This is a genomic window from Paracoccus sp. TOH, assembly GCF_030388245.1.
Classification (GTDB): domain Bacteria; phylum Pseudomonadota; class Alphaproteobacteria; order Rhodobacterales; family Rhodobacteraceae; genus Paracoccus; species Paracoccus simplex.
Genome location: NZ_CP098360.1, coordinates 1,344,867 through 1,369,949, shown reverse-complemented (window position 1 = coordinate 1,369,949; position 25,083 = coordinate 1,344,867). Strand labels below are relative to the sequence as shown.

Annotated in this window: 27 protein-coding genes; 18 read left to right on the top strand and 9 right to left on the bottom strand. The window is 70.1% G+C overall.

All coding sequences use genetic code 11. The features are described from left to right. The first annotated feature begins 81 nt into the window (after nucleotides 1-81). Together NBE95_RS06800 and truA are read left to right on the top strand one after the other, a co-directional pair. Entirely contained in the window at nucleotides 82-1,068 is a 987-nt protein-coding gene (locus NBE95_RS06800) for a 5-bromo-4-chloroindolyl phosphate hydrolysis family protein (protein WP_289893149.1), read from the top strand. Between the two features lie 5 nt (nucleotides 1,069-1,073). Continuing rightward, nucleotides 1,074-1,853, top strand: coding sequence for a tRNA pseudouridine(38-40) synthase TruA (gene truA / locus NBE95_RS06795; RefSeq protein ID WP_289893148.1), 780 nt, complete (start codon nucleotides 1,074-1,076; stop codon nucleotides 1,851-1,853). Here truA and NBE95_RS06790 read toward each other — a convergent pair. Both NBE95_RS06790 and NBE95_RS06785 read right to left on the bottom strand, forming a co-directional pair. Further along, the gene (locus NBE95_RS06790; protein WP_289893147.1) at nucleotides 1,826-2,773 is read right to left on the bottom strand and encodes an NAD-dependent epimerase/dehydratase family protein; all 948 of its coding nucleotides are present in this window, start codon (nucleotides 2,771-2,773) and stop codon (nucleotides 1,826-1,828) included. The two genes, truA and NBE95_RS06790, sit on opposite strands and share 28 nt — an antisense overlap. 100 nt (nucleotides 2,774-2,873) lie before the next feature. Then, nucleotides 2,874-3,623 carry a sugar transferase gene (locus NBE95_RS06785; protein ID WP_289893146.1) on the bottom strand — a complete coding sequence of 250 codons (750 nt, stop codon included), beginning with the start codon at nucleotides 3,621-3,623 and terminating at the stop codon, nucleotides 2,874-2,876. 155 nt (nucleotides 3,624-3,778) lie between these two features. Here NBE95_RS06785 and NBE95_RS06780 point away from each other — a divergent pair, with 155 nt between their 5' ends. From NBE95_RS06780 to NBE95_RS06735, 10 genes are all read left to right on the top strand, one after another. Then, a complete protein-coding gene (locus NBE95_RS06780; protein WP_019352269.1) occupies nucleotides 3,779-4,234 on the top strand; it encodes a universal stress protein in 456 nt (151 codons plus the stop codon). Then, nucleotides 4,234-4,836, top strand: a complete 603-nt coding sequence (locus NBE95_RS06775; protein ID WP_289893145.1) for a CPBP family glutamic-type intramembrane protease — start codon at nucleotides 4,234-4,236, stop codon at nucleotides 4,834-4,836. The genes NBE95_RS06780 and NBE95_RS06775 overlap by 1 nt, the downstream gene beginning before the upstream one ends. 53 nt (nucleotides 4,837-4,889) lie before the next feature. After that, on the top strand, nucleotides 4,890-5,447 hold the full coding sequence (locus NBE95_RS06770) for a NifU family protein (RefSeq protein WP_289893144.1): 558 nt from the start codon (nucleotides 4,890-4,892) through the stop codon (nucleotides 5,445-5,447). Further along, the gene (tsaB, locus tag NBE95_RS06765) at nucleotides 5,440-6,039 is read left to right on the top strand and encodes a tRNA (adenosine(37)-N6)-threonylcarbamoyltransferase complex dimerization subunit type 1 TsaB (protein ID WP_289893143.1); all 600 of its coding nucleotides are present in this window, start codon (nucleotides 5,440-5,442) and stop codon (nucleotides 6,037-6,039) included. The genes NBE95_RS06770 and tsaB overlap by 8 nt, the downstream gene beginning before the upstream one ends. An 18-nt stretch (nucleotides 6,040-6,057) precedes the next feature. After that, complete coding sequence (locus tag NBE95_RS06760) at nucleotides 6,058-6,477, top strand: GNAT family N-acetyltransferase (RefSeq protein WP_289893142.1); 420 nt, start codon at nucleotides 6,058-6,060, stop codon at nucleotides 6,475-6,477. Nucleotides 6,478-6,549: 72 nt separating this feature from the next. Next, nucleotides 6,550-7,536, top strand: coding sequence for a BMP family ABC transporter substrate-binding protein (locus tag NBE95_RS06755; protein WP_289893141.1), 987 nt, complete (start codon nucleotides 6,550-6,552; stop codon nucleotides 7,534-7,536). A 1-nt stretch (nucleotide 7,537) separates the two neighbouring features. Beyond that, the gene (locus NBE95_RS06750; RefSeq protein ID WP_289893140.1) at nucleotides 7,538-9,163 is read left to right on the top strand and encodes an ABC transporter ATP-binding protein; all 1,626 of its coding nucleotides are present in this window, start codon (nucleotides 7,538-7,540) and stop codon (nucleotides 9,161-9,163) included. 61 nt (nucleotides 9,164-9,224) lie between these two features. Next, nucleotides 9,225-10,319, top strand: coding sequence for an ABC transporter permease (locus NBE95_RS06745; protein ID WP_289893139.1), 1,095 nt, complete (start codon nucleotides 9,225-9,227; stop codon nucleotides 10,317-10,319). Beyond that, nucleotides 10,319-11,284 (top strand): ABC transporter permease, encoded by a 966-nt coding sequence (locus NBE95_RS06740; protein WP_289893138.1) that lies wholly within the window; start codon nucleotides 10,319-10,321, stop codon nucleotides 11,282-11,284. Before NBE95_RS06745 ends, NBE95_RS06740 begins: the two co-directional genes overlap by 1 nt. After that, nucleotides 11,268-12,071 (top strand): purine-nucleoside phosphorylase, encoded by an 804-nt coding sequence (locus NBE95_RS06735; RefSeq protein WP_289893137.1) that lies wholly within the window; start codon nucleotides 11,268-11,270, stop codon nucleotides 12,069-12,071. Before NBE95_RS06740 ends, NBE95_RS06735 begins: the two co-directional genes overlap by 17 nt. Before the next feature lie 60 nt (nucleotides 12,072-12,131). Here NBE95_RS06735 and mnmH read toward each other — a convergent pair whose 3' ends face one another. Then, nucleotides 12,132-13,178 (bottom strand): tRNA 2-selenouridine(34) synthase MnmH, encoded by a 1,047-nt coding sequence (gene mnmH, locus NBE95_RS06730; protein WP_289893136.1) that lies wholly within the window; start codon nucleotides 13,176-13,178, stop codon nucleotides 12,132-12,134. Next, nucleotides 13,179-13,757, bottom strand: a complete 579-nt coding sequence (locus NBE95_RS06725; RefSeq protein ID WP_289893135.1) for a L,D-transpeptidase — start codon at nucleotides 13,755-13,757, stop codon at nucleotides 13,179-13,181. A gap of 135 nt (nucleotides 13,758-13,892) precedes the next feature. Between NBE95_RS06725 and NBE95_RS06720 the strand changes: the two genes are divergently transcribed. The 3 genes from NBE95_RS06720 to NBE95_RS06710 are packed head-to-tail and all read left to right on the top strand — an operon-like array spanning nucleotide 13,893 to nucleotide 17,251. Next, nucleotides 13,893-14,153, top strand: a complete 261-nt coding sequence (locus NBE95_RS06720; RefSeq protein ID WP_289893133.1) for a hypothetical protein — start codon at nucleotides 13,893-13,895, stop codon at nucleotides 14,151-14,153. Nucleotides 14,154-14,189: 36 nt separating this feature from the next. After that, a complete protein-coding gene (locus NBE95_RS06715; RefSeq protein ID WP_289893132.1) occupies nucleotides 14,190-16,613 on the top strand; it encodes a heavy metal translocating P-type ATPase in 2,424 nt (807 codons plus the stop codon). Further along, nucleotides 16,610-17,251, top strand: coding sequence for an arylesterase (locus NBE95_RS06710; protein ID WP_289893131.1), 642 nt, complete (start codon nucleotides 16,610-16,612; stop codon nucleotides 17,249-17,251). The genes NBE95_RS06715 and NBE95_RS06710 overlap by 4 nt, the downstream gene beginning before the upstream one ends. 218 nt (nucleotides 17,252-17,469) lie before the next feature. Here the strand turns inward: NBE95_RS06710 and rpmB are convergent, their stop codons facing one another. The 3 genes from rpmB to meaB all read right to left on the bottom strand — a co-directional run bounded on the left by rpmB (nucleotide 17,470) and on the right by meaB (nucleotide 19,480). Further along, nucleotides 17,470-17,745 carry a 50S ribosomal protein L28 gene (rpmB, locus tag NBE95_RS06705; protein ID WP_011748713.1) on the bottom strand — a complete coding sequence of 92 codons (276 nt, stop codon included), beginning with the start codon at nucleotides 17,743-17,745 and terminating at the stop codon, nucleotides 17,470-17,472. Nucleotides 17,746-17,859: 114 nt separating this feature from the next. Further along, nucleotides 17,860-18,483, bottom strand: a complete 624-nt coding sequence (locus tag NBE95_RS06700; RefSeq protein ID WP_289893130.1) for a methylated-DNA--[protein]-cysteine S-methyltransferase — start codon at nucleotides 18,481-18,483, stop codon at nucleotides 17,860-17,862. Beyond that, nucleotides 18,467-19,480, bottom strand: coding sequence for a methylmalonyl Co-A mutase-associated GTPase MeaB (gene meaB / locus NBE95_RS06695; protein WP_289894851.1), 1,014 nt, complete (start codon nucleotides 19,478-19,480; stop codon nucleotides 18,467-18,469). The genes NBE95_RS06700 and meaB overlap by 17 nt, the downstream gene beginning before the upstream one ends. A 144-nt stretch (nucleotides 19,481-19,624) precedes the next feature. On the opposite strand from meaB, the gene NBE95_RS06690 reads away from it, so the two are divergent. From NBE95_RS06690 to NBE95_RS06680, 3 genes are all read left to right on the top strand, one after another. After that, complete coding sequence (locus tag NBE95_RS06690) at nucleotides 19,625-19,984, top strand: SoxS protein (protein ID WP_289893129.1); 360 nt, start codon at nucleotides 19,625-19,627, stop codon at nucleotides 19,982-19,984. 81 nt (nucleotides 19,985-20,065) lie between these two features. Then, nucleotides 20,066-21,358: a serine--tRNA ligase gene (gene serS, locus NBE95_RS06685; RefSeq protein ID WP_289893128.1), complete on the top strand. Its 1,293-nt coding sequence runs from the start codon at nucleotides 20,066-20,068 to the stop codon at nucleotides 21,356-21,358. A gap of 55 nt (nucleotides 21,359-21,413) precedes the next feature. Continuing rightward, nucleotides 21,414-22,268: a hypothetical protein gene (locus tag NBE95_RS06680; RefSeq protein ID WP_289893127.1), complete on the top strand. Its 855-nt coding sequence runs from the start codon at nucleotides 21,414-21,416 to the stop codon at nucleotides 22,266-22,268. Here the strand turns inward: NBE95_RS06680 and der are convergent. Both der and NBE95_RS06670 read right to left on the bottom strand, forming a co-directional pair. Further along, complete coding sequence (der, locus tag NBE95_RS06675; RefSeq protein WP_289893126.1) at nucleotides 22,265-23,737, bottom strand: ribosome biogenesis GTPase Der; 1,473 nt, start codon at nucleotides 23,735-23,737, stop codon at nucleotides 22,265-22,267. The two genes, NBE95_RS06680 and der, sit on opposite strands and share 4 nt — an antisense overlap. Then, nucleotides 23,734-25,056, bottom strand: coding sequence for a PQQ-binding-like beta-propeller repeat protein (locus NBE95_RS06670; RefSeq protein WP_289893125.1), 1,323 nt, complete (start codon nucleotides 25,054-25,056; stop codon nucleotides 23,734-23,736). Before NBE95_RS06670 ends, der begins: the two co-directional genes overlap by 4 nt. Between the last annotated feature and the right edge of the window lie 27 nt (nucleotides 25,057-25,083).

Below are 25,083 nucleotides of genomic sequence, written 5' to 3'. Positions count from 1 at the left end.
ATGCAGCGCCTGTCCTTCTTCCTGCTGATGGGCCTGACGCTCTACGCCTCCTTCGTGGGCGCGGGCTGAAAGGGGGCAGCGATGGCAAGGCGTTTCGGCGGCCGCTTCTCGCCGCAGCCCCGGCTGGACGGAACCGACCCGCGCCCGCCCGCGCGCCCGGCGCCGGGCGAGGTCCGGCACCCGCTGGAATCGCGCACCCGCTGGGTCACGATCATGGCGACGCCGCTGCTGATCAGCGCCTTCTGGCAGGATCCGACCGGCCTCGCGCTGCAGCTCATCGGCTTCGGCAGCCTCGCCTCGGGCATGTGGATGACCCGCGAGGGGCTGCAGGCCGAGGCCGCCTATGACGCCCGCCGCGTCGCCCGCCGTCCGGCGATCCCGCGCAAGCTGTTCGGCGGCATCCTGACCGGGCTCGGCCTTGCCGTCGGCGCCTATGTGCCGGGGGCCGAGGCCGGCGCCGGGGTGATCGGCGTCGCCGGCGCGGTGCTGCACTGGCTGGCCTTCGGCACCGATCCCCTGCGCGACAAGGGCATGGAAGGCATCGACGGCGTGCAGCAGGACCGCGCCCAGCGCATCGTCACCGAGGGCGAGGCGCATCTCAAGGCCATGCAGGACGCCATCCTGCGCACCGGCGACCGCCGGCTCGAGGCCCGGGTCGGCCTGTTCGCCGCCACCGCGCGCGAGCTTTTCGGCCATGTCGAGGACAATCCCGACAATATCGGCGCCCTGCGCCGCTATCTGGGCGTCTATCTGCAGGGCGCCCGCGACGCGACGGTGAAATTCGCCGATCTCTACGCCCAGTCCCGCGACCCGCGGGCGCGGCAGGATTACGAAACCCTGCTCGACGACCTGGAAACCGAATTTGCCGCCCGCAGCGCCAGGCTGCTCGAGGGCGGGCGCACCGACCTCGACATCGAGATCAGCGTGCTGCGCGACCGCCTGGCGCGCGAGGGGCTGCGCCCCGCCGCCACCCTGCCCGACCCCGCATCGGACCCTGCCGAGTTGCAGCGACCGATGACCATGGACGACCTGCTGATCCCGCGCGACGCGGACAAGCAGCGCCGCTGAGAGACATGCCCCGTTTTGCCTTGCTGATCGAATATGACGGCGGCCCCTTCGCCGGCTGGCAGGCCCAGGCCGACCGGCCCAGCGTGCAGGGCGCCGTCGAGGCGGCGCTGGCCCGGCTCGATCCCGGTTTCGCCGCAGGCAGCCGGATCGCCGCGGCGGGGCGCACCGATGCCGGCGTCCATGCCACCGGCCAGGTCGCCCATGCCGACCTGGTCCGCGACTGGGATCCGTTCCGGCTGTCCGAGGCGCTGAACTGGCACCTGAAGCCTGCCCCGGTCGCCATCCTTGCCGCGACGCGGGTGGCCGAGGATTTCCACGCCCGCTTCTCGGCGCATGAGCGGCGCTATACCTTCCGCCTGCTGGCGCGGCGCGCGCCCGCCACCCATGACCGCGGCCGGGTCTGGCAGGTGTCGCAGCCGCTGGATGCCGGGGCGATGCGGGCCGGCGCCGCCCATCTGATCGGGCTGCACGACTTCACCAGCTTCCGCTCGACCATGTGCCAGTCGAAAAGCCCGGTAAAGACCCTGGACGAGATCCGCATCGAGGAACTGGCCGTGCCGCAGGGCCGCGAATACCGCTTTCACCTGCGGGCGCGATCCTTCCTGCACAACCAGGTCCGCTCGATCGTCGGCACGCTGGAACGGGTCGGTGCCGGGGCATGGCCGCCCGCGCGCGTGGCCGAGGCGCTGCAGGCGCGCGACCGCGCCGCCTGCGGCCCGGTCTGCCCGCCGCAGGGGCTGTATCTGACGGGCGTGGGCTACGCGCCGGGGCCCTTCGGCGCCTGAGCCGCCCAGAACTGCAGCAGCCCTTCGGCAACCTGGATGCGCGCGGTGAAACCCAGCCGGGCCCGCGCCGCCTCGGGATTGCCGCGCGAGGCGCGGATGTCGCCGCCGCGCGCCGGGGCATGGTCGATCGCGCTTGTCCCGCGCCCCGCCACCCGGTCGATCTGCGCCGCAAGCTCCAGCAGCGTCGTCTCGGTGCCGGTGCACAGGTTGAAGACCTCGGCGCCGCCCTGACCCGCGACATGATCCGCGGCGCGCAGCAGCCCGTCGACCACATCGGCGACATAGATGAAGTCACGGCTTTGCAGCCCGTCGCCAAAGATCAGGTGCGGGCGGTCCGCCAGCCGGTTGGCGCAGAATTTCGAGATCACCCCGGCATAGGGCGAGGCCGCATCCTGGCGCGGACCATAGACGTTGAAGAACCGCAGCCCCACCGAGGCAAGGCCATGCACCTCGGCCATGGCCCGGGCCTGATGCTCGCAGGCGAGCTTGTCCGCGGCATAAGGCGAGATCGGCAGCGGCAGGTCGGTTTCGCGGCAATCGGTGCCCGAACGGTTGCCGTAGACGGCCGCCGTCGAGGCATAGACCACGGGCACATTGCCCGCCCGCTGCGCGGCTTGCAGGACAGCGATGGTGCCGCCCAGATTGACCCGGTGCGCCGCCATCCAGTCGGTGATGCAAAGCTGCACCGAGACCCGCGCCGCCAGGTGTATGACGCAATCCACGCCGACGAGCAGCGATCCCAGCAGCTCTGCGTCCAGCACGTCGCCCGGAACCAGCCGCAGGCCGGCGGGCAGATTGCAGCGCCGGCCGCTCGACAGGTCGTCGAGCACGATCACCTCGTCGCCGGCGGCCAGAAGCCGTTCGACCAGATGGCTGCCGATGAACCCTGCCCCGCCCGTTACCAGGATCTTTCGATGCAAGATCTTCCCCTTACGCTTTCAGGTCAGCTCTTACGCTGCAATGCGGGCTTGGACCAGATGGGTAAGGGCGCCGATCGCGAAAAGGCGGCAGGAGGCGGGATCAGTCGCGGCCGCGGCGGCGCGGGCGCTCGTCCTTGTAGACGACGATCAGCACCGTGCGCCACAGGATCCACAGATCCAGCCAGATGGTGCGGTTGCGCTGGTAGATCAGGTCGATCTTCAGCTTGGTCGGCAGGCAGCGCTGCGCATAGGCGGCCTCGGTCGCCTCGGCGCTGTCGCAGCGACGCAGGATCTTGTCCTCGTGCCGGTGATAGATCAGCGTCGCCAGACCGGTGACGCCGGGGCGGCTTTTCAGCACCTGGCCATAGACGACCGGGTAGCGGTCCACGTATTCGCGGATGGTCGGACGCGGGCCGACGAAGCTCATGTCGCCACGCAGGATGTTGAAAAGCTGCGGCAATTCGTCGATGCGGGTGCGGCGCATGAAATGGCCCAGCGGCGTGATGCGCCAGGCCTTGTGCGCGCCGGTGACGCCGAAATCGCCGTCCTGGCGCAGCATGGTGCGGAACTTCAGATGGGTGAAGGACCGGCCCGGCGCGATCATCCGCGGCGCGGTGTAGAAGATCGGCCGCCCCTGCACCACCACCAGCAGCAGCGCGAAGGCCGCCATGACGACTGACAGCGGCACCAGCAGGATCAGCGCCAGCGCGATGTCGAAAAGCCGTTTCGAGACCGGCATGGCCGCCACGTCGCGTCCATGCGCCTCGCCCTTGAACCACGACATCTCGGGCTGGGGCAATGTGGCAAGCCGCGCGATGTCGGTCTTTTCCCAGTCTTGATGGATCGTCACGATTCCGTCCCGTGTTCGGCGATTTGGCTAACATATCTCGCGTAACACAGGGTCTGTGAATTAGGAACCGACGCAAGAGGGAAACAGCACAAGACTTGCGCAACAGTGTCCTTTCGGCCAGTCTTTGCTCAAATCGGGGCTGCCGGTAGGGGACGATGCGGAAATTTCTGGTGGTTCTGGACGATTCGCGCGAATGTCTGAACGCCATCCGCTATGCCGCCCTGCGTGCCGCCAAGACCGGCGGCGGCGTTCAGGTGCTGGCGGTGATTCCGGCCAATGCCATCCAGCACGGCATGGGCGTGGCCGAGGTGATGCGCGCCGAAGCCTATGAGCGGATCGAGGCGCATTACGAGGTCTTTGCCAAATGGATGCGCGACCGCCCCGGCATCGAACCGGAGCTGGTGGTGCGCGAGGGCGAGCCGGGCACCGAACTGCTGGCGCAGATCCACGAGGATCCCGAAATCGGCGTGGTGGTGCTGGCCGCCTCGACCGAAAGCGCCGGGCCGGGGCCGCTGGTCACCCGGCTTTTGCGCGAAATGGCTAGCCTGCCCTGCCCGATCACCATCGTGCCGGGCGACATCTCGCGCGAGCGGCTGGAACAGGTCACCTGATGAACCGCCGGCTGGCGGCGGCGACGCTTTTGGCGTTTCCGGCGCTGGCGGGGCTGTTCCACCTGCTGGGGCAAAGCGGGTTGCGGCCGCTCGACGGCTATCTGGCCGGGCTGGCCGTCTATTGGGCGCTGCTGGCCCTGGCGCTGCGCCGCTGCGGCGAATGGTCGCTGCGCCTGCGCCGTCCCTCGGCCCCGGCGGTGCTGGCCCTGGCCGCTCTGGTCGCGGCCGCCGCGCTGTGGTCGGGCGATGCGCCGGGCCGGCTTTCGCCGCATGTGCTGGCGGCGGTGGCGCTGGCGGCGCTGCTGAACGGCACGCTCGAGGAAGGGTTCTGGCGCGGCGCCCTGATCCCGCGGCCGGGCCCAGCCGCGCAGGTTCTGGCGGCGGCCCTGTTCGTGCTGTGGCACCTGGCGCCGGCAATGGGCGCCGCCCGGCTTTCCGGGCAGGGTGCCGCGACGATGATCGCCGGCGCGGCGCTGATCGCGCCCTTCATGATGGCGGCGCGGCTGTCCTCGGGCACGGCGGGCGCGGGCGCCCTGGCGCATGCGCTGGTGAATTTCTTCATCTTCGCCGGGCTTGCCGCCGGCAAAGGCGTCACCCTCTAGCTTGACTTGCCCCCCCTTCGATCCCCATATCCGGGCACAAAGGAGTCCCGCGCATGTTCATCCAGACCGAGACCACCCCGAACCCCGCGACGCTGAAGTTCCTGCCGGGCGAAACCGTGCTGGGCAATGGCACCGCGGATTTCCCGCAGGCCGATGCCGCCGCCACCAGCCCGCTTGCCCGCCGCATCTTCGCGGTGCCGGGCGTGACCGGCGTGTTCCTCGGCTCGGATTTCGTCACCGTGACCAAGGCCGAGGACGCGGTCTGGGACCATCTGAAGCCCTCGGTCCTAGGCGCGATCATGGAGCATTACCAGTCCGGCGCCCCGGCGATCGAGGGCCCGGCCAGCACCAGCGGCCATAACGATCAGGCCGGCCCCGACGCCGAGATCGTGAACCAGATCAAGGAACTGCTGGACACCCGCGTCCGTCCGGCCGTGGCGCAGGACGGCGGCGACATCACCTTCCACGGTTTCGACCGCGGCGTGGTCTACCTGCACATGCAGGGCGCCTGCGCCGGCTGCCCCTCCTCCACGCTGACGCTGAAGATGGGCATCGAGAACCTGCTGCGCCATTACATCCCGGAAGTGACCGAGGTCCGCCCCGTTGGCTGAGGCGCTCTCGCTGGGCTTCGACACATCGGCCGCGCATTGCGCGGCCGCTTTGCTGCAAGGCGACCGGGTGCTGGCCCAGCGCCACGAGGACATGGCCCGCGGCCAGGCCGAGCGGCTGATGCCGCTGCTGGCCGAGGTGCTGGCGCAGGCGGGCCTGGGCTGGCGCGACCTCGACGTGATCGGCTGCGGCATCGGGCCGGGCAATTTCACCGGCATCCGCATCGCGGTGGCGGCGGCGCGCGGGCTGGCGCTGTCTCTGGACATCCCCGCCATCGGCGTCGGCGTGACCGAAGCTGCGGCCTTCGGCCTGCCCCGCCCCTGCCGCGTCGCGCTGCCCGCGCGTTCGGGCGAGGTCATCTGGCAGGATTTCGGCCCCGGCGACGGCCCCGAAACCGCGCCGCGCCAAGCGCCGGCGCAGGACCTGCCGCCCGGCCCGCCCGCCCTGCCCCCGGCCATGCCGCTGGCCGAGGCCATCGCCCGCATCGCCATGGCCCGGCGGGCACAGCCCGACCTGCCGCGCCCGGCGCCGATCTACCTGCGTCCCGCCGATGCCGCGCCGGCCCGCGACCGCGGCCCGGTCATGCTGCCCTGACGGCCCGATGACCCCCAGATGAATCCCGACCAGCTTGCCACCCTGCACCTGCGCTGTTTCGGGGCGCATCCCCGACCCTGGTCGGCGGCCGAGTTCGAGGATCTGCTGCAAAGCCCGCTGAACTTCCTGCTGGCGCGGCCGCAGGGCTTCCTGTTGGGCCGCGCCGTCGCCGACGAAGCCGAGCTGCTGACCCTGGCCGTCGCCCCCGAGGCGCGGCGGCAGGGTCTCGCCTCGCGCCTGCTTGGGGATTTCGCCGCAGCGTCACGGGCACGCGGCGCCGAGCAGGCCTTTCTGGAGGTCGCGGCCGACAATGCGGGCGCCATCGCGCTTTATGCCGGGCAGGGTTGGGAAGTGGCCGGCCGGCGGCGGAATTACTACGCCCCCGGCCTCGACGCGATCCTGATGCGCTGCGCCCTGCCAGCCAAGACAAACGGTTGACGGAATCCGGCCCTTGCGCCCTAATCCGGCTATTCCCGGGCTGAATCGCCCGCAACAGGTTGAGGTTCTGACATGTCCCTGATGAAATCCCTGCTGGCCGGCGCCTGCCTGACCCTACTGCCGCTGGCGGCGCTGGCGGATCCGGCGCTGATCTTCGACCTGGGCGGGAAATTCGACAAATCCTTCAACGAGGCCGCCTATAACGGCGCCGAGCGCTGGAAGGCCGAGACCGGGGGCAGCTACAAGGAACTGGAGATGCAGTCCGAGGCGATGCGCGAGCAGGCGCTGCGCCGGCTGGCGCAATCGGGGGCCAATCCCATCGTCATGACCGGCTTCGCCTTCGGCGAGGTGCTGAACAAGGTCGCCCCCGACTATCCGGACACGAAATTCGTCATCATCGACATGGTGGTCGAACAGCCGAACGTGCAATCCATCGTCTTCACCGAGGAACAGGGTTCGTATCTGGCCGGGGTGCTGGCGGCGCAGGCGTCGAAATCCGGCACCGTGGGTTTCATCGGCGGCATGGACATCCCGCTGATCCACAAGTTCGAATGCGGCTATGCCCAAGGCTTCAAGGCCGCGAAACCGGACGGCAAGCTCATCATCAACTATACCGGCACCACCCCCGCGGCCTGGAACGACCCGGTCAAGGGCGGCGAGCTGGTCAGGGCGCAGATCTCGCAGGGCGCCGACGTGATCTATGCGGCGGCCGGCGGCACCGGCATCGGCGTGCTGCAGGCGGCGGCCGATGCGGGCATCCTGTCGATCGGCGTCGACAGCAACCAGAACCACCTGCACCCGGGCAAGGTGCTGACCTCGATGGTCAAGGGCGTGGACAATTCCGTCTATGAAGCCTTCAAGGCCGGGGCCGAGATCCAGCCCGGCGTGAAGGTGATGGACCTGGCCTCGGGCGGGGTCTCGGTCGCCATGGACGAGAACAACAAGCCGCTGATCAGCGATGAGATGACCGCCGCCGTCGAGGCCGCCACCAAGGCCATCGTCGGGGGCGAGATCAAGGTGCATGACTACATGACCGACAATACCTGCCCGGTCGAGTAACATGGCGCTTGCTGGCGCGACGGACACGGCCCCCGCAATCGAATTGCGGGGGATCTGCAAGGCCTTCGGGCCGGTGCAGGCCAACAGGAACATCGACCTGAGCGTGCCGCGCGGCACCATCCACGGCATCATCGGCGAGAACGGCGCCGGCAAGTCGACGCTGATGTCGATCCTCTACGGCTTCTACCGGCCCGATGCCGGCGAGATCCTGGTCGGCGGCCAGCCCATCGCCATCACCGACAGCCAGGCCGCCATCCGTGCCGGCATCGGCATGGTGTTCCAGCATTTCAAGCTGGTGCAGAACTTCACCGTGCTGGAAAACGTCATCCTGGGGGTCGAGGACGGCCGGCTGCTGCGCCCCTCGCTGGCGCGGGCGCGCGGCGAGCTGAAGCGGCTGGCGGCGGAATACGAATTGCAGGTCGATCCCGACGCCCTGGTCGAGGAGCTGTCGGTCGGCCACCAGCAGCGGGTCGAGATCCTCAAGGCGCTGTATCGCCAGGCCGACATCCTGATCCTGGACGAGCCGACCGGCGTCCTGACCCCGGCCGAGGCCGACCACCTGTTCCGCATCCTGCGCGGCCTGAAGGACGAGGGCAAGACCATCATCCTGATCACCCACAAGCTGCGCGAGATCATGGAGATCACCGACAATGTCTCGGTCATGCGGCGCGGCGAGATGGTGGCCTCGGTCCGCACCGCCGAGACCAGCCCGACGCAACTGGCCGAGCTGATGGTCGGGCGCAAGGTGCTGCTGCGGGTGGAGAAGCCGCCCGCCATCCCCGGCGCCCCGGTGCTGCAGATCCGCGGCCTGCGCATGGTCGATCACGACAAGGTCGAGCGGCTGCGCGGCATCGACCTGGAGATCCGCGCCGGCGAGATCCTGGGCATCGCCGGCGTGGCCGGCAACGGCCAGACCCAGCTGCTGGAGATCCTGGGCGGCTTTCCGGAAGCAGGCAGCCACATCTCGGGCGAGATCCGGCTGAACGGCAAGCCGCTGCCGCTGAGCGGCAAGGGCGCCGACGGGCGTTCGCGCAGGCAGGCCGGCATCGGCCATGTTCCCGAAGACCGGCAGGCCGAGGGGCTGATCATGGATTTCACCGCCTGGGAGAACGCGGCCTTCGGCTATCACGACGCGCCCGAGTTCAACCGGGGCTGGTTGATGGACAATGCCGCGATCCGCGCCGACGCCATGGGCAAGATCGAGCGTTTCGACGTGCGCCCGCCCGATCCCGACCTGGCGGCCAAGAGCTTTTCGGGTGGCAACCAGCAGAAGATCGTGGTGGCGCGCGAGATCGAGCGCAATCCCGACCTGCTGCTGATCGGCCAGCCGACGCGCGGCGTGGATATCGGCGCCATCGAGTTCATCCACAAGCGCATCCTGGCGCTGCGCGATGCCGGCAAGGCGGTGCTGCTGGTCTCGGTCGAGCTGGACGAGATCACGGCGCTGTCGGACCGCATCGCGGTGATGTTCGACGGCCGCATTATGGGCGAGCGGCTGCCCGGCGAGGCGACGACCGGCGAGCTGGGCTGCCTGATGGCCGGGGTCGACCCCGCCGTCACCCCGCCCGGGGCGGCGATTCCGCCGGCTGCGGCGCCGGGCTCCGATGCCGGCGGGGGCGCGGGATGATCGGCCGCTCGCCTCCGGCGGGGGTATTTGGAAAACAGAGAAAGCCGGGGGAGGCGGGCTGATGGAGCGAATGCCGAAATGGGCGGATGTGATCCTGACGCCGCTGATCTCGCTGGCGCTGGCCTTCGTTCTCTCGGCGCTGGTGATCCTGGCGATCGGGGAAAGCCCGGCCGAGGCGCTGAAGGTCATGGTCGAGGGGGCGCTGGGGTCCAGCTATGGCTGGGGCTTCACCTTGTACTATACCACGAATTTCATCTTCACCGGGCTGGCGGTGATGGTCGCCTATCATGCCGGCCTGTTCAACATCGGCGGCGAAGGGCAGGCGGCGGTGGGCGGCCTGGGCGTGGCGCTGGTGCTGCTGGCCCTGCCCTGGCCGCATTGGGCCCTCGCGCTGCCGGCGGCGATGCTGGGGGCGGCGCTGTTCGGGGCGGCCTGGGCACTGATCCCGGCCTGGCTGCAGGCCCGGCGCGGCAGCCATGTCGTCATCACCACCATCATGTTCAACTTCATCGCCGCGGCGCTGCTGAACTACGTTCTGGTCAACCTGCTGCGCCCGGTGGGCAGCATGGACCCGGCCTCGGCCAACTTCGCGCCGGCGACGCATCTGCCGAAGCTGTCGGGCATGGCCAAGGCGCTGGGGCTGAACTGGGGCGAGAACACGCCGGTGAACATCGCCTTCTTCATCGCCCTGGCCGCCTGTCTGCTGGTCTGGCTGCTGATCTGGCGCACCCGGCTGGGCTATGAGATCCGCGCCTTCGGCAAGTCCGAACCCGCCGCGCTTTACGCCGGCATCTCGGCCCTGCGGATCACCGTGGTGGCAATGCTGGTCTCGGGCGGGCTGGCCGGGCTGATGGCGGTGAACAACGTCATGGGCGAGGCCGAGCGGCTGGTGCTGAACGCCGTCGAGGGCGCCGGCTTCATCGGCATCGCCGTGGCGCTGATGGGCCGCAACCATCCGTTCGGCGTGTTGCTGGCGGCGCTGCTGTTCGGCTTCCTCTACCAGGGCGGCGGCGAGCTGGCGCTGTGGACCACCATCCCGCGCGAGCTGATCGTGGTCATCCAGGCGCTGGTGATCCTGTTCACCGGGGCGCTGGACAACATGGTGCGCATGCCGCTGGAACGGCTGTTCATGGCGTTGCGCCGGAAGGGGGCGTGATGGATTTCGCGACGGTCCTGCAGATCCTCGATTCGGCGGTGCGGCTGATGACGCCCCTGCTGCTGGCCTGCCTGGCCGGGCTGTATTCCGAACGCGCCGGGGTCTTCGACATCGGACTGGAAGGCAAGATGCTGATGGCGGCCTTCACCTCGGCCTCGGTCGCCTATGCCACCGGCAGCGCCTGGCTGGGCCTGCTGGCCGGGATCGCCGGCGCCGCGGCCATGGCCGGGCTGCATGGCCTCGCCTCGATCAGCTTTCGCGGCAACCAGCTGATCTCGGGCGTGGCGATCAACTTCCTCGCCTCGGGGCTGACGGTGCTTCTGGGGCAGAAGATCTTCGGGCTGGGCGGCCGCACGCCCTCGCTTTCCGGCGCGGCGCGCTTCGGCGAGATCACCCTGCCCTTCGCCGACAGCCTGCGCCCGGTGCCGGTGATCGGCCCGGTCTATGCCGAACTGGTCTCGGGCCACACGCTGCTGGTCTATGTCGCCTTCGCCATGGTGCCGCTGACCTGGTGGGTGCTTTATCGCACCCGCTTCGGCCTCAGGCTGCGCGCGGTGGGCGAGAACCCGGCCTCGGTCGATACCGCCGGCGTCTCGGTCACCCGGCTGCGCTATGGCGCGGTGATGATCTGCGGGGTGCTGTGCGGCATCGCCGGGGCCTATCTCGCCACCGGCATCTCGGCCGGCTTCGTCAAGGAGATGACCGCCGGGCGCGGCTTCATCGCGCTGGCGGCGCTGATCTTCGCCAAGTGGCGGCCGTGGAGCGCGCTGTTCGCCACTTTCCTGTTCGGGCTGATGGAGGCGGTAGCGAACCGCTTCCCCGATCTCGACCTGGGGATCATCACCGTGCCCTCGATGTTCATGAACGCCCTGCCCTATATCCTGACCGTCATCATCCTGGCCGGCTTCGTCGGCCGCGCCATCCCGCCCCGCGCCGGAGGAGAGCCTTATGTCAAGGAGCGCTGAGCTTGCCCGCCTGATCCGCGACCGCGCCGGGGACGCGCCGCCGGAATACGGGCTGATCCTCGGCTCGGGCCTCGGGCATCTGGCGGCGGCGGTCGAGGGCGTGGCGATCCCCTATTCCGACCTGCCGGGCTTTCCGCATGCCGGGGTGTCGGGCCATGTGCCGCAACTGGTCGTCGGACGGCTGCAGGGACGCCGGGTCGCGGTCCTGGGCGGGCGGGCGCATTACTACGAATCCGGCCGCGCCGATGTCATGCGCCTGCCGCTGGAGGTGTTGCAGGCGCTGGGATGCAAGCGGCTGATCCTGACCAATGCGGCCGGCAGCCTGCGCGCCGACATGCCGCCCGGGGCGCTGATGCTGCTTTCGGATCACATCGCCTTCGCCGGCACCAACCCGCTGATCGGCGAACCGTCCGAGGCGCGCTTCGTGCCGATGACCGATGCGCATGATCCCGAAATCCGCGCCGCGCTGCAGGCCGCCGCCGCGGCCGAGCACATCCCGCTGCCCGAGGGGGTCTATTGCTGGTTCTCGGGGCCTTCCTTCGAGACCGCGGCCGAAATCCGCGCCGCCCGCATCCTGGGCGCCGACGCCGTCGGCATGTCCACCGTGCCCGAGGTGATCCTGGCGCGTTTCCTGGGCCTGCACTGCGCCGCCGTCTCGGTCATCACCAACATGGGCGCGGGTCTCTCGGACGAAGCGATCAGCCACGACCACACCAAGGCCATGGCACCCCTGGGCGCGGCCAAGCTGGAACGCATCCTGCGCCGCTTTCTTGGCCAGGGCGCCTGACGCCCCCCATTCACCGTTGCCAAATACCCCCGCCGGAGGCAAAGGACCGCGCCACCGGCGCTAGGCCAGCCCCGCCAACACCGCCTCGACCCGGACCGCGGCGCCGTCCAGATCGTCGAGGCTCTCCAGCGCCACCACCGGTCCCCGCCCGTCGTCATGGCGGGCGCGGTGTTTCTCATAGCGCGGGTCGTAATGGTCGCGCATCAGCCCCGCCGCCAAGCCGCGCCAGTCGGCGGCGTCGATCATGCGCAGCCAGTCCTCGATCCGTTCGGCCGGGTGCAGCGGGCGCAGGCCGTTGACGATCCGCGCCAGCGTTTCCGGATCGGCACAGGCCTCGGCATAGCTTTGCGCCGTATAGGCGGCGCGGGCCTCGACCGGAACGGCCAGACGGATGCGCGGCGCGGCGACGATCGCCTGCCAGATGCCGCGCGGCAGGTTCAGATCGCCGATGCGCGAGCTTTCCGCCTCGACCAGCAGCAGCCGGGCGGGGTCCAGCGCCTCCAGCGCCATGGCCAGCCGGCTCTCGAACAGTTTCTGGCCGGGCTGGCCGCCGGGCATGGCGCCGAACAGGCTGCCGCGATGGTTCGCCAGCCCTTCCAGGTCGATGACCTGATAGCCGCGCGCCGCAAGCCGCGCCAGGATCTCGGTCTTGGCGCTGCCGGTATTGCCATCCAGCACCACGACCGGCGCCGTCACGGGTGCCGTGACCCGCGCCACCACCAGCGCCCGCCAGGCCTTGTAGCCGCCCTCGATGCGGCCGACGCGCCAGCCGATCTGCTGCAGGATGGTGGCGAAAGCGCCCGAACGCTGGCCGCCGCGCCAGCAATAGACCAGCGGCCGCCAGCCGCCGCCGAACCCCGCAAGCGGCCCGGCGATGTGGCGCGCGGCATTGGCGGCGACCGTGGCGCCGCCCAGCTTGCGGGCGTCGAAGGGCGAGACCTGCTTGTAGATGGTGCCGACCTGGGCGCGTTCCTCGTCCGAAAGCACCGGCAGGTTGATGGCGCCCGGCAGGTGATCCTCGGCGAATTCGAGGGGCGAGCGCGTGTCGATCAGGGTGTCGAACCCGGACAGCGCCGGATCCGACAGCGATGTCAGGCGGATGTCCACTTAATAGACATAGACCGGCGTGCCGACCGGGATCTGCTCGTACAGCGCCATCACCGCCTCGTTGCGCATGCGGATGCAACCATTCGAGACGGCGCGGCCGATCGAGCCCGGCTCGGTCGTGCCATGGATGCGGATCGAGGTATCGTTGCCCCGCGCGTCGTAAAGATATAGCGCGCGCGCGCCCAGCGGGTTGGTCGGGCCGCCCGGCATGCCGTCCGCCCATTTGCCGTATTGCTCGGGCTTGCGCTTGATCATCGCCGGGGTCGGCCTCCAGCTCGGCCATTCGGTCTTGCGGCCGACGGTGGCGCGGCCCTTCCAGACCAGCTCGGCCTTGCCGACGGCGACGCCGTAGCGGACCGCCCGGCCCGGCGCGACGACATGGTAAAGGAAGAAATCCTTCGAGACGACGACGATGCTGCCGACCTCGAAATCGTTGCGGATCGAAACCTCGGTCGGGGCATAGGGGTCGCGCCGGGGTTCGGCCTTGGGCGCGGCCGGCATCGCCTTGCCCTGCGCAAGAAGCAGCGTCGGCGCGGCGACCAGCGGCAGCGTAGCCAACAGCATCTGTCTGCGGTTCATGTTTACGTCCTGAATCCTTGGAATCCTTGGTCTCCGCCTAACCGCTCGGGCGCGCGGGATCAACTCAAAGCGCCGTGACGCGGTTGAAACGCGCCGCCAGCGTGCCTAGCTTGCATCGGGAAAGGATCGCCCGCCATGACCAGCGCGACCGCCACAGCCTGCTGCCCCACCCCCCGGCCCCGCCGGGCGGCGACCCGCGTCCCGCATCTGTGCCGGGGCCGGGGCGGGCGCGGCTGCCGCTGTCATGTCGCGGCCCGCCTGCGGCTGTCCCGGCCGGTTCTGGCCGGGAACGGCCATGCCCTGCGCTGGTGCCCCGACGCGGCGGAAACGCCGCCGCGGCACCAGGTTCTGCACCATCTGCCCCAGCATCCGCAGGCCCCGCCCCATCCTGTCTGAATCGCGTCTTTTCCGCCATTCTGACAGGACAAAACCATGAAACCTCACACGAACGACGCCGAGCTGACCGTCACCGGCATGAGCTGCGCCTCTTGCGTAGGGCGCGTCGAAAAGGCCCTGGCCGCCGTGCCGGGCATCCAGAACCCGCAGGTCAACCTGGCTACCGGCCGGGCGCATTTCCACATCGACACCCCCGAGGCCCTGCCCCGCGCGGTCGAGGCGCTGGCCAAAGCCGGCTACCCGGCCGAGTCCCGGCAGACCCGGCTGGCCGTCGAGGGCATGAGCTGCGCCTCTTGCGTGGGCCGGGTCGAAAAGGCCCTGGCCGCCATGCCGGGCGTGAGTGCGGCGCAGGTGAATCTGGCCACCGGCACCGCCACCATCCACCATTCGCCCGCCGTCGCGCCGCAGGCGCTGGCCGATACCGTAAGCGCCAAGGGTTATCCCGCGCAGGTGCAGGCCGAGGCCGGCCATCACATGCACGACCATGGCGGCGACGCGGCGACGCTGAAGCGCAACTTCCTGATCGCGCTGGCGCTGACCCTGCCGGTCTTCATCGCCGAGATGGGCGGCCATGCCTTCCCGGCCTTCCATAACTGGCTGCATATGGCGATCGGCCAGCGCACGCTCTGGGTGCTGGAATTTCTGCTGACCAGTGCGGTTCTGGCCGGGCCGGGCCGGATGTTCTTCCGCATCGGCATCCCCGCGCTTCTGCGCCGCGCCCCCGAGATGAACAGCCTCGTCGCGCTGGGGGCCTCGGCGGCTTGGCTCTATTCGACGGTGGCGACCTTCGCGCCGGGCCTCTTGCCGGCGGATTCGGTGCATGTCTATTTCGAGGCCGCCGCCGTCATCGTGACGCTGATCCTGCTGGGTCGCTGGCTCGAGGCGCGCGCCAAGGGCCGGGCCGGCGACGCCATCCGCCGGCTGATCGAACTGGCGCCCGACAGCGCCCATGTCGAGCGCGACGGCCGCATCGTCGAGATCCCGGTGGCCGAACTGCGCTCCGGCGACATCGTGCACCTGAAACCGGGCGAGCGGGTGGCGGTGGACGGCGTGCTGACCGAGGGCAGCGGCGCCATCGACGAATCCATGCTGACGGGCGAACCGGTGCCGGTCACCAAGAACCCCGGCGATCCGGTGACGGGCGGCACGGTGAACGGCAATGCCGCGCTGGCCTATCGCGTCACCGCGACCGGCGGCGACACGGTTCTGGCCCGCATCATCCGCATGGTCGAGGACGCGCAGGCCGCCAAATTGCCGGTGCAGGCGCTGGTGGACCGCATCACCGCGGTCTTCGTGCCGGTGGTGATCGGACTGGCGCTGCTGAGCTTTGCGCTGTGGATGATCCTGACCGGCTCGCTGGGCCAGGCGCTGGTCGCGGCAATCTCGGTGCTGATCATCGCCTGCCCCTGCGCCATGGGACTGGCGGTGCCGGTCTCGATCATGGTCGGCACCGGACGCGGCGCCGAGCTGGGGGTGCTGTTCCGGCGCGGCGACGCGCTACAAAGGCTGGCCGATGCCCGCGTCGTCGGCTTCGACAAGACCGGCACCCTGACGCAAGGCGCGCCCGCCCTGACCGCGCTGGAAACCGAGGACATCGCGCCGCTCGAGGCATTGCGCCTTGCCGCCGCGGCCGAGGCGCGCTCCGAGCATCCGCTGGCCGCCGCCATCCTGGCCGCCGCGCGCGACAAGGGGCTGGACCTGCCGGCGGCCGAGGCGGTCGCGGCCACCGCCGGACGCGGGCTTTCCGCCCGGGTCGAGGGGCGCGCGCTGCTGATCGGCAATGCCGCCGCGCTGGCCGAGGCCGGCGTCAGTGCCTCGCCCGCCCTGATCGCCGCGGCCGAGGACTGGGCCGCGCAAGGTGCGACGCCGGTGCATCTGGCGGTGGACGGCCGCCACGCCGCCGCCATGGCGCTGGCCGACCCGATCCGCCCCGAGGCGGCCGAGGCCATCGCCGAGCTGCACGGGCTGGGCCTGCAGACCGCGATGATCTCGGGCGACGTGCAGGCCACGGCCGAGGCGGTGGGCCGCAAGCTGGGCATCGACCGGGTGACCGCCGGCGTCCTGCCGGAAGGCAAGCTGCAGGCCATCCGCGAGATGGGACCGGGCACGGTCTTCGTCGGCGACGGCATCAACGACGCCCCGGCGCTGGCCGCGGCCGAGACCGGCATCGCCATCGGCACCGGCACCGATGTCGCCATCGAATCGGCCGAGGTGGTGCTGGTCGGCGGCGATCCGGCGGGCGTGGCGCGGGCGATCCGCTTGTCACGCAGCGTCATGCGCAATATCCGGCAGAATCTGTTCTGGGCCTTCGGCTACAATGCCGCCCTGATTCCCGTGGCCATGGGGGGGCTGGTACCCTTCGGCGGGCCGCAATTGTCACCCATGCTGGGGGCCGGGGCGATGGCACTCTCCTCGGTCTTCGTGGTCAGTAACGCGTTGCGATTGAGGCGTGCCGGATGATCCTGAGAGCCCTTGTCCTGTTCCTGGCGCTGGCCGTCGCCCCGGTCGTCGCGGCCGCGCCGTTGCGCATCCTCGCCTTCGGCGACAGCCTGACCGAGGGCTACGGCCTGCCCGCCCGCGACGGGCTGGTGCCGCAACTGCAGGCCTGGCTGAAGGCGCGGGGGCATGACGCGGTGGTGCTGAACGGCGGGCTGTCCGGCGACACCACCGCCGGCGGGCGGGTGCGGATCGGCTATTCGCTGGTCCGCCACAAGCCCGACGCGGTGATCGTCGAGCTGGGCGGCAACGACCTGCTGCTGGGCTTCACCCCGGACATGGCCGAGGACAATCTCGATTCGATCCTCGAACAGGCGGGCAAGGGCGGCAGGCCGCTGCTGCTGGTCGGCATCGCCCTGCCCGACGCGGACGCCCCGCAGCGCGAGGAATGGGCCGGGATCTGGCCGCGCCTCGGCACCCGGCACGGGGCGCTGGTGCTGGATAACCTGTACCAGCCGCTCTACGACGGTCCGGGCGAGGCCTATATGTCCTTGCTGCAAAGCGATGGGCTGCATGCCTCGGCCCAAGGGGTCAGGCTGATCGTCGAGACGCTGGGGCCGAAGGTCGAGGAACTGATCGCCGAGACCGAAGCCCGGCGTTGATACCCCTTGGGGCCGGCCGCCAGCCACAGGGCGGCTCCGTTCCGATTGCGGGCCAGACCGACGCAGGCGCTGGTCCCGCCCCCACCCGCAAGCCGGTCTGGGACGGATCAGGTCCGGATATGCAAAAGCCCCGCCGGTGAAGGCAGGGCGCATCGCCTCCGCGACGAGGTCTCAAGAGGGGGCCTCGAATCGACTGGCCCCTTCCCGGAACCGGCGGATCAGGCTTTCGCCAGCTCGCGCTTGATCTTCAGGGCGCGGTCCGACAGCTCGGCATCCTTGGCTTTCGCCAGGAAGGCGTCGAGGCCGCCGCGGTGGTCGACCGAGCGCAGCGCCGCGGCCGAGATGCGCAGCTGGTAGCTGCGGCCCAGCTTTTCCGACAGCAGCGAGACTTCGTTCAGGTTCGGCAGAAACCGACGACGAGTCTTGTTGTTGGCGTGGGAGACGTTGTTGCCGCTCATCGGGCCCTTGCCGGTCAGTTCGCAAACGCGCGACATGATCTTGTTCCTTCGATTCGATCCTGCACGGGCGTGGGCCCGCAATATGAAAGGGCGCCGCGTGGCAGCGCCCGGAAATCCGTTTGCGGGGGATAAAGCCAGACGGGCGGCGCGTCAAGCCTTTTTGCCCCGGTTTTCCGCCCTGCCGCCGCAGTCCACGGCGGCGACGCGCACCGCCTCGTGGCGGATCAGCGCCTGCTTGCGCCACAGCCCGCCGCCATAGCCGGTCAGCCCGCCATCCGCGCCGATCACCCGATGGCAGGGAATCACCACCGCGATCTGGTTCGCGCCATTGGCCCGCGCCACGGCACGGATCGCCGAGGGCCGGCCGATGCGTCGCGCCAGTTCGGCATAGCGGATGGTGGTGCCGGGCGGAATGCGCTGCAATTCCTGCCAGACCTGCCGCTGGAAATCCGTACCATGCAGGGCCAGCGGCAGATCGAAAGCCGACCGTTCGCCGGCAAAATAGCCGGCGACCTGCGCCTCGGTCCGGTCGGTGACGGCGGTGCGGCCGGAAGCGATGCCGCCTTTGGCGGCAAGGCGGCGCAGCTCGGCCGGAAGCGCCTCGCGTTCCTGGAATTCCAGCAGGTGCAGCCGCTCCCGGTCGGCGACCGCGATCATGCCGCCCAGCGGCGTGTCGATCCAAGCGGCCGCAAGCTCGGCCACCCCGCGCGGCGGCCCCAGCAGCGCAGCCAGCATCGCGCCAGCATCCGCCTGCGGGTCAGGCCCGGCGCTCATGCGCCTGTCGCCCGGCGATCGGCGAATCGCATTCGGCGGCGCCCAGCCAGTCGAGCATCCGCGCCGCCGTCGAATCGGGATCGCTCTCGCCCCGCGCCACGGCATCGCCCAGCTCGCGCAGGCGGGCGCGCACCTCGGGCCGGTCGAGCCGCGCCAGCAGCCCGGCGCGCAGTTCCGACAGGAACCAGTGCCGCGCCTGCTCGGCCCGGCGGCTGGCGAAATGCCCGTGCTCGCGCCGCCAGTCGGCAAGCCAGGTCATGCTGGCCCAGGCCTTGTCCAGCCCGTCGCCAGTATAGGCCGAGACCGGCAGCGCCTTGGGGAAGCCCTCGGGGTCGTAGGGGCGCTTGCGCAGCAATCGCAACGCCCCGGCATAATCGGCGACGGTGCGCATGGCGGTCTCGCGCAGCTCGCCATCGGCCTTGTTGACCAGGACGATATCGGCGATCTCCATGATGCCGCGCTTGACGCCCTGCAGCTCGTCGCCGCCCGCCGGGGCGAGCAGCAGGATGAACAGGTCGGACATCTCGGCCACCAGCGTCTCGGATTGCCCGACGCCCACGGTCTCGATCAGCACCACGTCGAAGCCCGCCGCCTCGCAAAGCCGCACGGTTTCGCGGGTGCGGCGCGCGACGCCGCCCAGTTCGGCGCGCGAGGGCGAGGGGCGGATGAAGGCGTTGGGATCGCGCGACAGCGTCTCCATCCGGGTCTTGTCGCCCAGGATCGAGCCGCCCGACCGCGCCGAGCTGGGATCGACGGCCAGCACCGCGACCTTGAGGCCCTGCCCGGTCAGCAGCTTGCCGAAGGCCTCGATGAAGGTGGACTTTCCGACCCCCGGCGTGCCCGACAGACCGATGCGCAGCGCCTGCCGCTCGGGCAGTTCGGCAAGCAGCGCCACGGCGCGGGCGCGGTGGTCGGGGCGGGTGCTTTCGATCAGCGTGATCGCGCGGGACAGCGCGCGGCGATTGCCCTGCATCAGGGGTTCGGTCAGTTCGTCCATGGCCATCCCGGCAGCATCCTTGCGACGCGGGCGCCGACTGCCCCGCATCCCCGTGGATATGGGTACAGGCCCGTCATGTAAACGCCGACGGTTGTGGCGGATCGGCGCGGGCGGTAAGTCTGGCCCCGGAAACGGAGCGGGACGATGCTGACACGGCGGGCGATTCTGGCCGGGATGGCGGCGATGGCGGCGGCGCCCGGCATGGCGGCCCCGGCGCTGCAATTGCTGATGGTCCGGCGCAAGGGCTGCGTCTATTGTGCGCAATGGGACCGCGAGATCGCCCCGGTCTATGCCCGCCACCCCGAAGGCCGCGCCGCACCGCTGCTGACGGTGGACCTGGACGGCCCCTATCCCGACGGCCTGGCGCTGGCGCGGCGGCCCTGGCTGACGCCCACCTTCATCCTGCTGCAGGGCGGGGTCGAACGGGCGCGATTCGAGGGCTATCCGGGGCGCGAGCGGTTCTTCGACGTGTTGCGCGACATGCTGGCCCAGGCGGCGGCTTAAGATGGCCGGCCAAGGCTTTCGCCTTGCGCCGCTTTGGGTTATCCGGGCTTACAGTAAGGACTTCCTATACACGGGTCAGCCATGCACGACATCCGCGCCATCCGCGAAAACCCCGCCGCATTCGACACCGCGCTTGCAATGCGCAACATGGCCCCGGTTTCGCCCGAGATCCTGTCGCTGGATGCCGACCGCCGCTCCCGCATCAGTGCGGCAGAAACCGCGCAGGCCGAGCAGAACCGCGCCAGCAAGGAGGCCGGTGCCGCCAAGGGCCGCGGCGACGAGGCCGAGTTCCAGCGCCTGCGCGCCCTGGTCACCGCCAAGAAGGACGAGACCGCCCGCCTGCAAGCCGAGGCCGGCGCGCTTGACGCCAAGCTGCGCGAGCTGCTGCTGACCATTCCGAACCTGCCGCTGGACAGCGTGCCGCCGGGCGCGGACGAGAACGACAATGTCGAGATCCGCCGCTGGGGCGAGCCGCGCCAATTCGACTTCGCCCCGCGCGAGCATTTCGAGATCGAGGGCGTCAGGCCCGGCATGGATTTCGAAACCGCGGCGAAGCTGTCGGGCGCTCGTTTCGTGCTGCTTTCGGGCGGCGTCGCCCGCATCCACCGGGCGCTGGCGCAGTTCATGCTGGACCTGCACAGCGAGGAACACGGGCTGGCCGAGACCTGGACCCCGGTGCTGGTGCTTTCGGAGATGATGGAGGGCACCGGCCAGCTGCCGAAATTCGGCGAGGACAGCTATCAGACCCGCGAGGGCTGGTGGCTGATCCCGACCGCCGAGGTGACGCTGACCAATACCGTGAACGGCGATCTGGTCGATCATGCCAGCCTGCCGCGGCGCATGGTGGCGCATAGCCAGTGCTTCCGTTCGGAAGCCGGCAGCGCCGGCCGCGACACTTCCGGAATGCTGCGCCAGCACCAGTTCGAGAAGGTCGAGATGGTCTCGATCACCGATGCGGAATCGGGGGTCGCGGAACATGCCCGCATGACCCGCTGCGCCGAGACGGTGCTGGAGCGGCTGGGCCTGCCCTATCGCACCATCGTGCTGTGCGGCGGCGACATGGGCTTCGGCGCCCGCATCACCCATGACCTGGAAGTCTGGCTGCCCGGGCAGGACCGTTATCGCGAGATTTCCAGCGTCAGCTATTGCGGCGATTTCCAGGCCCGGCGCATGAATGCCCGCTATCGCCCCGAGGGCGGCGGCAAGCCGGAATTCGTGCATACGCTGAACGGCTCGGGCCTGGCGGTGGGGCGCACGCTGATCGCGGTGCTGGAAAACGGCCAGCAGGCCGACGGCTCGGTCCTGCTGCCCGAGGCGCTGCACCCCTATCTGCGCGGCAAGACCCGGCTGGGCGCCGACGGCACGCTGGCGTGACTTAACAAAAGATAAATCGCGCGAAACCCGCTGCGAGCGGGCGGCGTTTCCAACCATGTCTCGCGCGGGCCCGATCCTTCTGCTGCTGGCGGTGCTGGTCTTCTTGGCCAGTTCGCTGGCCTATGCGCTGGCACCGTCGCCCCCTGCCCCGGCCGTCCCGGGCGGCGGCGATGCCGCCGCGCTGCTGCACGGGCTTCCCTCTGGCCGTCAGGCGGTGGACCTGCCCGGCCTGTTCCTGCAGCCCAAGAATCCCGGGATGATGGCGCTGCTGGGCTTGACCTGGGCGGCGCTCGGCTTTCACGCGGCCCGGCGCCTGGCCAAGGCGGAGCGGATGCGGCAGGCCCGGCTGTCGCCCCTTGACGAAGCCAGCGAGGCGCCGCCGGAGGTCGGCCCGCCGCTACCGCGCGACATGCTGCAACTGCACGGCCGCGATGACACCCTGCAAGAGCATGGGCCGCTGATCCTGGGCCTGCTGGCCGGCGCGCTCTGGCCCTGGCTGCTGGGGGCCTATCCGCTGACCGCCTTTCTGTTTTCGGCATTGATGCTGGCCTGTTTCCTGGCCGCAGCCCTGCGCGGCGTGCGCGAGGGGCTGCTGGTGCATCGCAGTTCCGCGCTGGGTTTCGTGGCGGGCTGGGGGCTGCTGGTCTGCTTCGCCGCCTTCACCTCGCTGCTGCGCGACCGGCTGGGCGCCCCGCAAGAGGTGGCGGCGGTGATCGCCATGCTGATCGGCTCGGTCGCGGCGGTCAGCGTGCAGTTGCGGATGCCGAAGCGGATCGGCTTCAGCGTGGCGCTGATCTGGGGGCTGATCGGCATTGCCGCCAACACCGTCACCACCGATGCCGCCATCGCCACGGTGACGGTGATCGCCATCGCCATCATCGCCGTGGCGCTGGTGCGGGTGACGACCTAGGCGCTGCCCTTCGGCTTCTGCCGGTGCTTGTGCTTGGACAGCGCGCCGGACTGGCTGATCTTGCTGGCCTTGTCCTTGTAAGGGTTCTTGCTGCCCTGATCGCGGAAGGTCAGCCGGATCGGCGTGCCGGGCATGTCGAAATCGGCCCGCAGCCCGTTCACCAGATAGCGCTGATAGCTGTCGGGCAGCTTGTCGGTATGGGTCGCCATGACCACGAAGGCCGGCGGCCGGGTCTTGACCTGGGTGATATAGCGCAGCCGGATGCGGCGGCCGCCCGGCGCGGGTGGCGGATGCGCCTCGGTCATCGCGCCCAGCCACTGGTTCAGCCGCGCGGTGGGGACGCGGCGGTTCCAGACTTCATGCGCCTTCAGGATGGCGTTGTGCAGCCGGTCCAGCCCCTTGCCGGTGCGGGCCGAGACCGTGACCAAGGGCGCGCCCTTTAGCTGCGGCAACAGCCGCTCGAAAGCCTCGCGCAGTTCCTTGAGCTTCTCGGGCTTGTCCTCTTCCAGGTCCCATTTGTTCGCGGCCACGACGACGGCGCGGCCCTCGGTTTCGGCGAAATCGGCGATGCGCAGGTCCTGCTGCTCGAAGGGGATACCCACGTCCAGAAGCACCACCACCACCTCGGCGAAGCGCACGGCGCGCAGGCCGTCAGCGACGGAAAGTTTTTCCACCTTGTCGGTGACGCGCGCCTTCTTGCGCATCCCGGCGGTGTCGAAGATGCGGACCGGCGTGCCCATGAAATCGGCGCTGACGCTGATCGAATCGCGGGTGATGCCGGCCTCGGGGCCGGTCAGCAGGCGGTCCTCGCCCAGGATCTTGTTGATCAGCGTCGATTTCCCGGCATTCGGCCGGCCGATCACCGCAATCTGCAGGGGCTTCGCGGCCGAGGGACGCCAATCCTCGATCTCCTCGTCGCCATCCTCGACGGCAACGTCGGTCTCGGGCGCCTGCTGGACGTTCTGCGCCTCGAAGGCTTCGGCCAGCGGCTGCAAGGCGCGATAAAGATCGTCCATCCCCTCGCCATGCTCGGCCGAGATGCGCAGGGGCTCGCCCAGGCCAAGCGCATAGGCTTCCATCGCCCCCGCCTCGCCCGCCCGGCCCTCGGCCTTGTTGGCGGCCAGGATGACGTGCTTGGCTCGCTTGCGCAGGATATCGGCGAAATATTCGTCGGCCGCCGTCACGCCCACCCGGGCGTCGATCACGAACAGGCAGACATCGGCCTCATCGACCGCGCGCTCGGTCAGGCGGCGCATCCGGCCTTGCAGGCTGTCGTCCTCGGCAATCTCGAGCCCGGCCGAATCGACGACGATGAAGCGCAGGTCGCCCAGCCGCCCCGCCCCCTCGCGCAGGTCGCGGGTCACGCCGGGCTGGTCGTCGACCAGGGCCAGGCGCTTGCCGACAAGACGGTTGAACAGCGTGGACTTGCCGACATTGGGACGCCCGACAATGGCGAGGGTGAAGCTCATCTGTATGCGATCAACTGGCCGTCATGGGTGACGACGTAAAGGGTCTGGCCCGCGACGGCCGGCGCCGCGGCGGCGCCGCCCGGGATCTCGGCGGTGCCGATCAGCGCGCCCGAGGCGGGATCGAAGACGCGCAGATAGCCGTCCGACGAGGCGAGGTAAAGCTTCGATCCCGCCAGCACCGGGCCGTAATGGTTCCAGACCTTGTCCTGCTTGCGGATGATCTGCTTGGTGAAATAGGGCAGCTTCTGCGCCCAGACCCGTGCGCCGTTGGCGGCGTCGAGCCGCAACAGCTGCGCCTGGTCGTTCACCAGGAAGACCGAGTTCCCGGCCGGCACCACCGGGCTCGATGCGCCCTCGCGCGCCTCCCATTTCATCGCGCCGGTGGCCAGGTCGAAGGCGGCGACCCGGCCCGAGCTGGTGCCGGCATAGACCGTGCCGCCCGCGATCACCGGATCGCCGGTCACGTCGCGGAAATAGCCCACCGCACGGCCCAGGCGCTGGCCGGCGACATTGGCGGTCCAGATCTGGCTGCCGCTGGCGCCGTCCACGCCCATCAGCTCGCCCGTCGCGAAGGGGAAGACGACGGTCGAGCCCGAGACGGCCGGCGCCGCGACGCCCATCACCCCGGCCATGCCGTCATTGCCGAAGGCCCGCCACAGCACCTTGCCGTCATTGGCGCGCACCGCCCAGCCGGTGGCGTCGCGGCCCAGCACATAGACGACACCGTCCTGCACCGTGGGCGCGCCGCTGATCGGCGCATCGACCTTTTGCCGCCAGACCACGCCGCCGGTGCGGGCGTCCAGCGCCACCAGCTCGCCATAGCCGGTGGTGGCAAAGACGCGGTTGCCCTCGAAGGCCAGGCCGCCGCCCGAGACGCTGCGGTCGGATTCGCCGCCGGGCCGCAGGTCGCGGCTCCAGACCCGGCCGCCGCCGGTGCTGGTGGCGGTCACCGTGGACTGGCTGTCCAAGGCAAAGACCAGGCCCGCCGCGACGATCGGGGCGGCGGCGACGCGGTGGCGGCGATCCGAAGGCTGGCCGATGCTCGTCGCCCAGATGCGGCTGGTGCCGGCGCCGATCGCCATGTTGCCCGAGACATGGGCCGCGTTGCCGGCGCGCTGCGGCCAGTCGCTGTTGCCGCGCACCGCCGGCAGCGACAGGGCGGTGGTGGTGGGCGCGGCGGTGCCCTCGACCACGGGGCCGTCGGGCGACAGCACCGCGCGCGGGTCCAGCCGTTCGCCCGACAGGACGGTTTCGCGTTGCTGGCAGGCCGAAAGGGCGGTCAGCCCGGCCAAAGCGGCGATCAGGGGCAGCCTCGTCATCGCTCTCTCCTCTATCCGGGCCGGGCG

What these genes read in the sequence shown, in the direction of transcription:
- NBE95_RS06770 (WP_289893144.1), top strand. Translation starts at nt 4,890, where the DNA reads ATGTTCATCCAGACCGAGACCACCCCGAACCCCGCGACGCTGAAGTTC.
- NBE95_RS06755 (WP_289893141.1), top strand. Translation starts at nt 6,550, where the DNA reads ATGTCCCTGATGAAATCCCTGCTGGCCGGCGCCTGCCTGACCCTACTG.
- NBE95_RS06690 (WP_289893129.1), top strand. Translation starts at nt 19,625, where the DNA reads ATGCTGACACGGCGGGCGATTCTGGCCGGGATGGCGGCGATGGCGGCG.
- NBE95_RS06680 (WP_289893127.1), top strand. Translation starts at nt 21,414, where the DNA reads ATGTCTCGCGCGGGCCCGATCCTTCTGCTGCTGGCGGTGCTGGTCTTC.
- NBE95_RS06775 (WP_289893145.1), top strand. Translation starts at nt 4,234, where the DNA reads ATGAACCGCCGGCTGGCGGCGGCGACGCTTTTGGCGTTTCCGGCGCTG.
- NBE95_RS06800 (WP_289893149.1), top strand. Translation starts at nt 82, where the DNA reads ATGGCAAGGCGTTTCGGCGGCCGCTTCTCGCCGCAGCCCCGGCTGGAC.
- NBE95_RS06780 (WP_019352269.1), top strand. Translation starts at nt 3,779, where the DNA reads ATGCGGAAATTTCTGGTGGTTCTGGACGATTCGCGCGAATGTCTGAAC.
- NBE95_RS06740 (WP_289893138.1), top strand. Translation starts at nt 10,319, where the DNA reads ATGGATTTCGCGACGGTCCTGCAGATCCTCGATTCGGCGGTGCGGCTG.
- NBE95_RS06720 (WP_289893133.1), top strand. Translation starts at nt 13,893, where the DNA reads ATGACCAGCGCGACCGCCACAGCCTGCTGCCCCACCCCCCGGCCCCGC.
- serS (WP_289893128.1), top strand. Translation starts at nt 20,066, where the DNA reads ATGCACGACATCCGCGCCATCCGCGAAAACCCCGCCGCATTCGACACC.
- meaB (WP_289894851.1), bottom strand. Translation starts at nt 19,480, where the DNA reads ATGGACGAACTGACCGAACCCCTGATGCAGGGCAATCGCCGCGCGCTG.
- NBE95_RS06715 (WP_289893132.1), top strand. Translation starts at nt 14,190, where the DNA reads ATGAAACCTCACACGAACGACGCCGAGCTGACCGTCACCGGCATGAGC.
- truA (WP_289893148.1), top strand. Translation starts at nt 1,074, where the DNA reads ATGCCCCGTTTTGCCTTGCTGATCGAATATGACGGCGGCCCCTTCGCC.
- NBE95_RS06750 (WP_289893140.1), top strand. Translation starts at nt 7,538, where the DNA reads ATGGCGCTTGCTGGCGCGACGGACACGGCCCCCGCAATCGAATTGCGG.
- NBE95_RS06670 (WP_289893125.1), bottom strand. Translation starts at nt 25,056, where the DNA reads ATGACGAGGCTGCCCCTGATCGCCGCTTTGGCCGGGCTGACCGCCCTT.
- NBE95_RS06760 (WP_289893142.1), top strand. Translation starts at nt 6,058, where the DNA reads ATGAATCCCGACCAGCTTGCCACCCTGCACCTGCGCTGTTTCGGGGCG.
- der (WP_289893126.1), bottom strand. Translation starts at nt 23,737, where the DNA reads ATGAGCTTCACCCTCGCCATTGTCGGGCGTCCCAATGTCGGCAAGTCC.
- NBE95_RS06745 (WP_289893139.1), top strand. Translation starts at nt 9,225, where the DNA reads ATGGAGCGAATGCCGAAATGGGCGGATGTGATCCTGACGCCGCTGATC.
- NBE95_RS06710 (WP_289893131.1), top strand. Translation starts at nt 16,610, where the DNA reads ATGATCCTGAGAGCCCTTGTCCTGTTCCTGGCGCTGGCCGTCGCCCCG.
- NBE95_RS06735 (WP_289893137.1), top strand. Translation starts at nt 11,268, where the DNA reads ATGTCAAGGAGCGCTGAGCTTGCCCGCCTGATCCGCGACCGCGCCGGG.
- NBE95_RS06725 (WP_289893135.1), bottom strand. Translation starts at nt 13,757, where the DNA reads ATGAACCGCAGACAGATGCTGTTGGCTACGCTGCCGCTGGTCGCCGCG.
- NBE95_RS06700 (WP_289893130.1), bottom strand. Translation starts at nt 18,483, where the DNA reads ATGAGCGCCGGGCCTGACCCGCAGGCGGATGCTGGCGCGATGCTGGCT.
- rpmB (WP_011748713.1), bottom strand. Translation starts at nt 17,745, where the DNA reads ATGTCGCGCGTTTGCGAACTGACCGGCAAGGGCCCGATGAGCGGCAAC.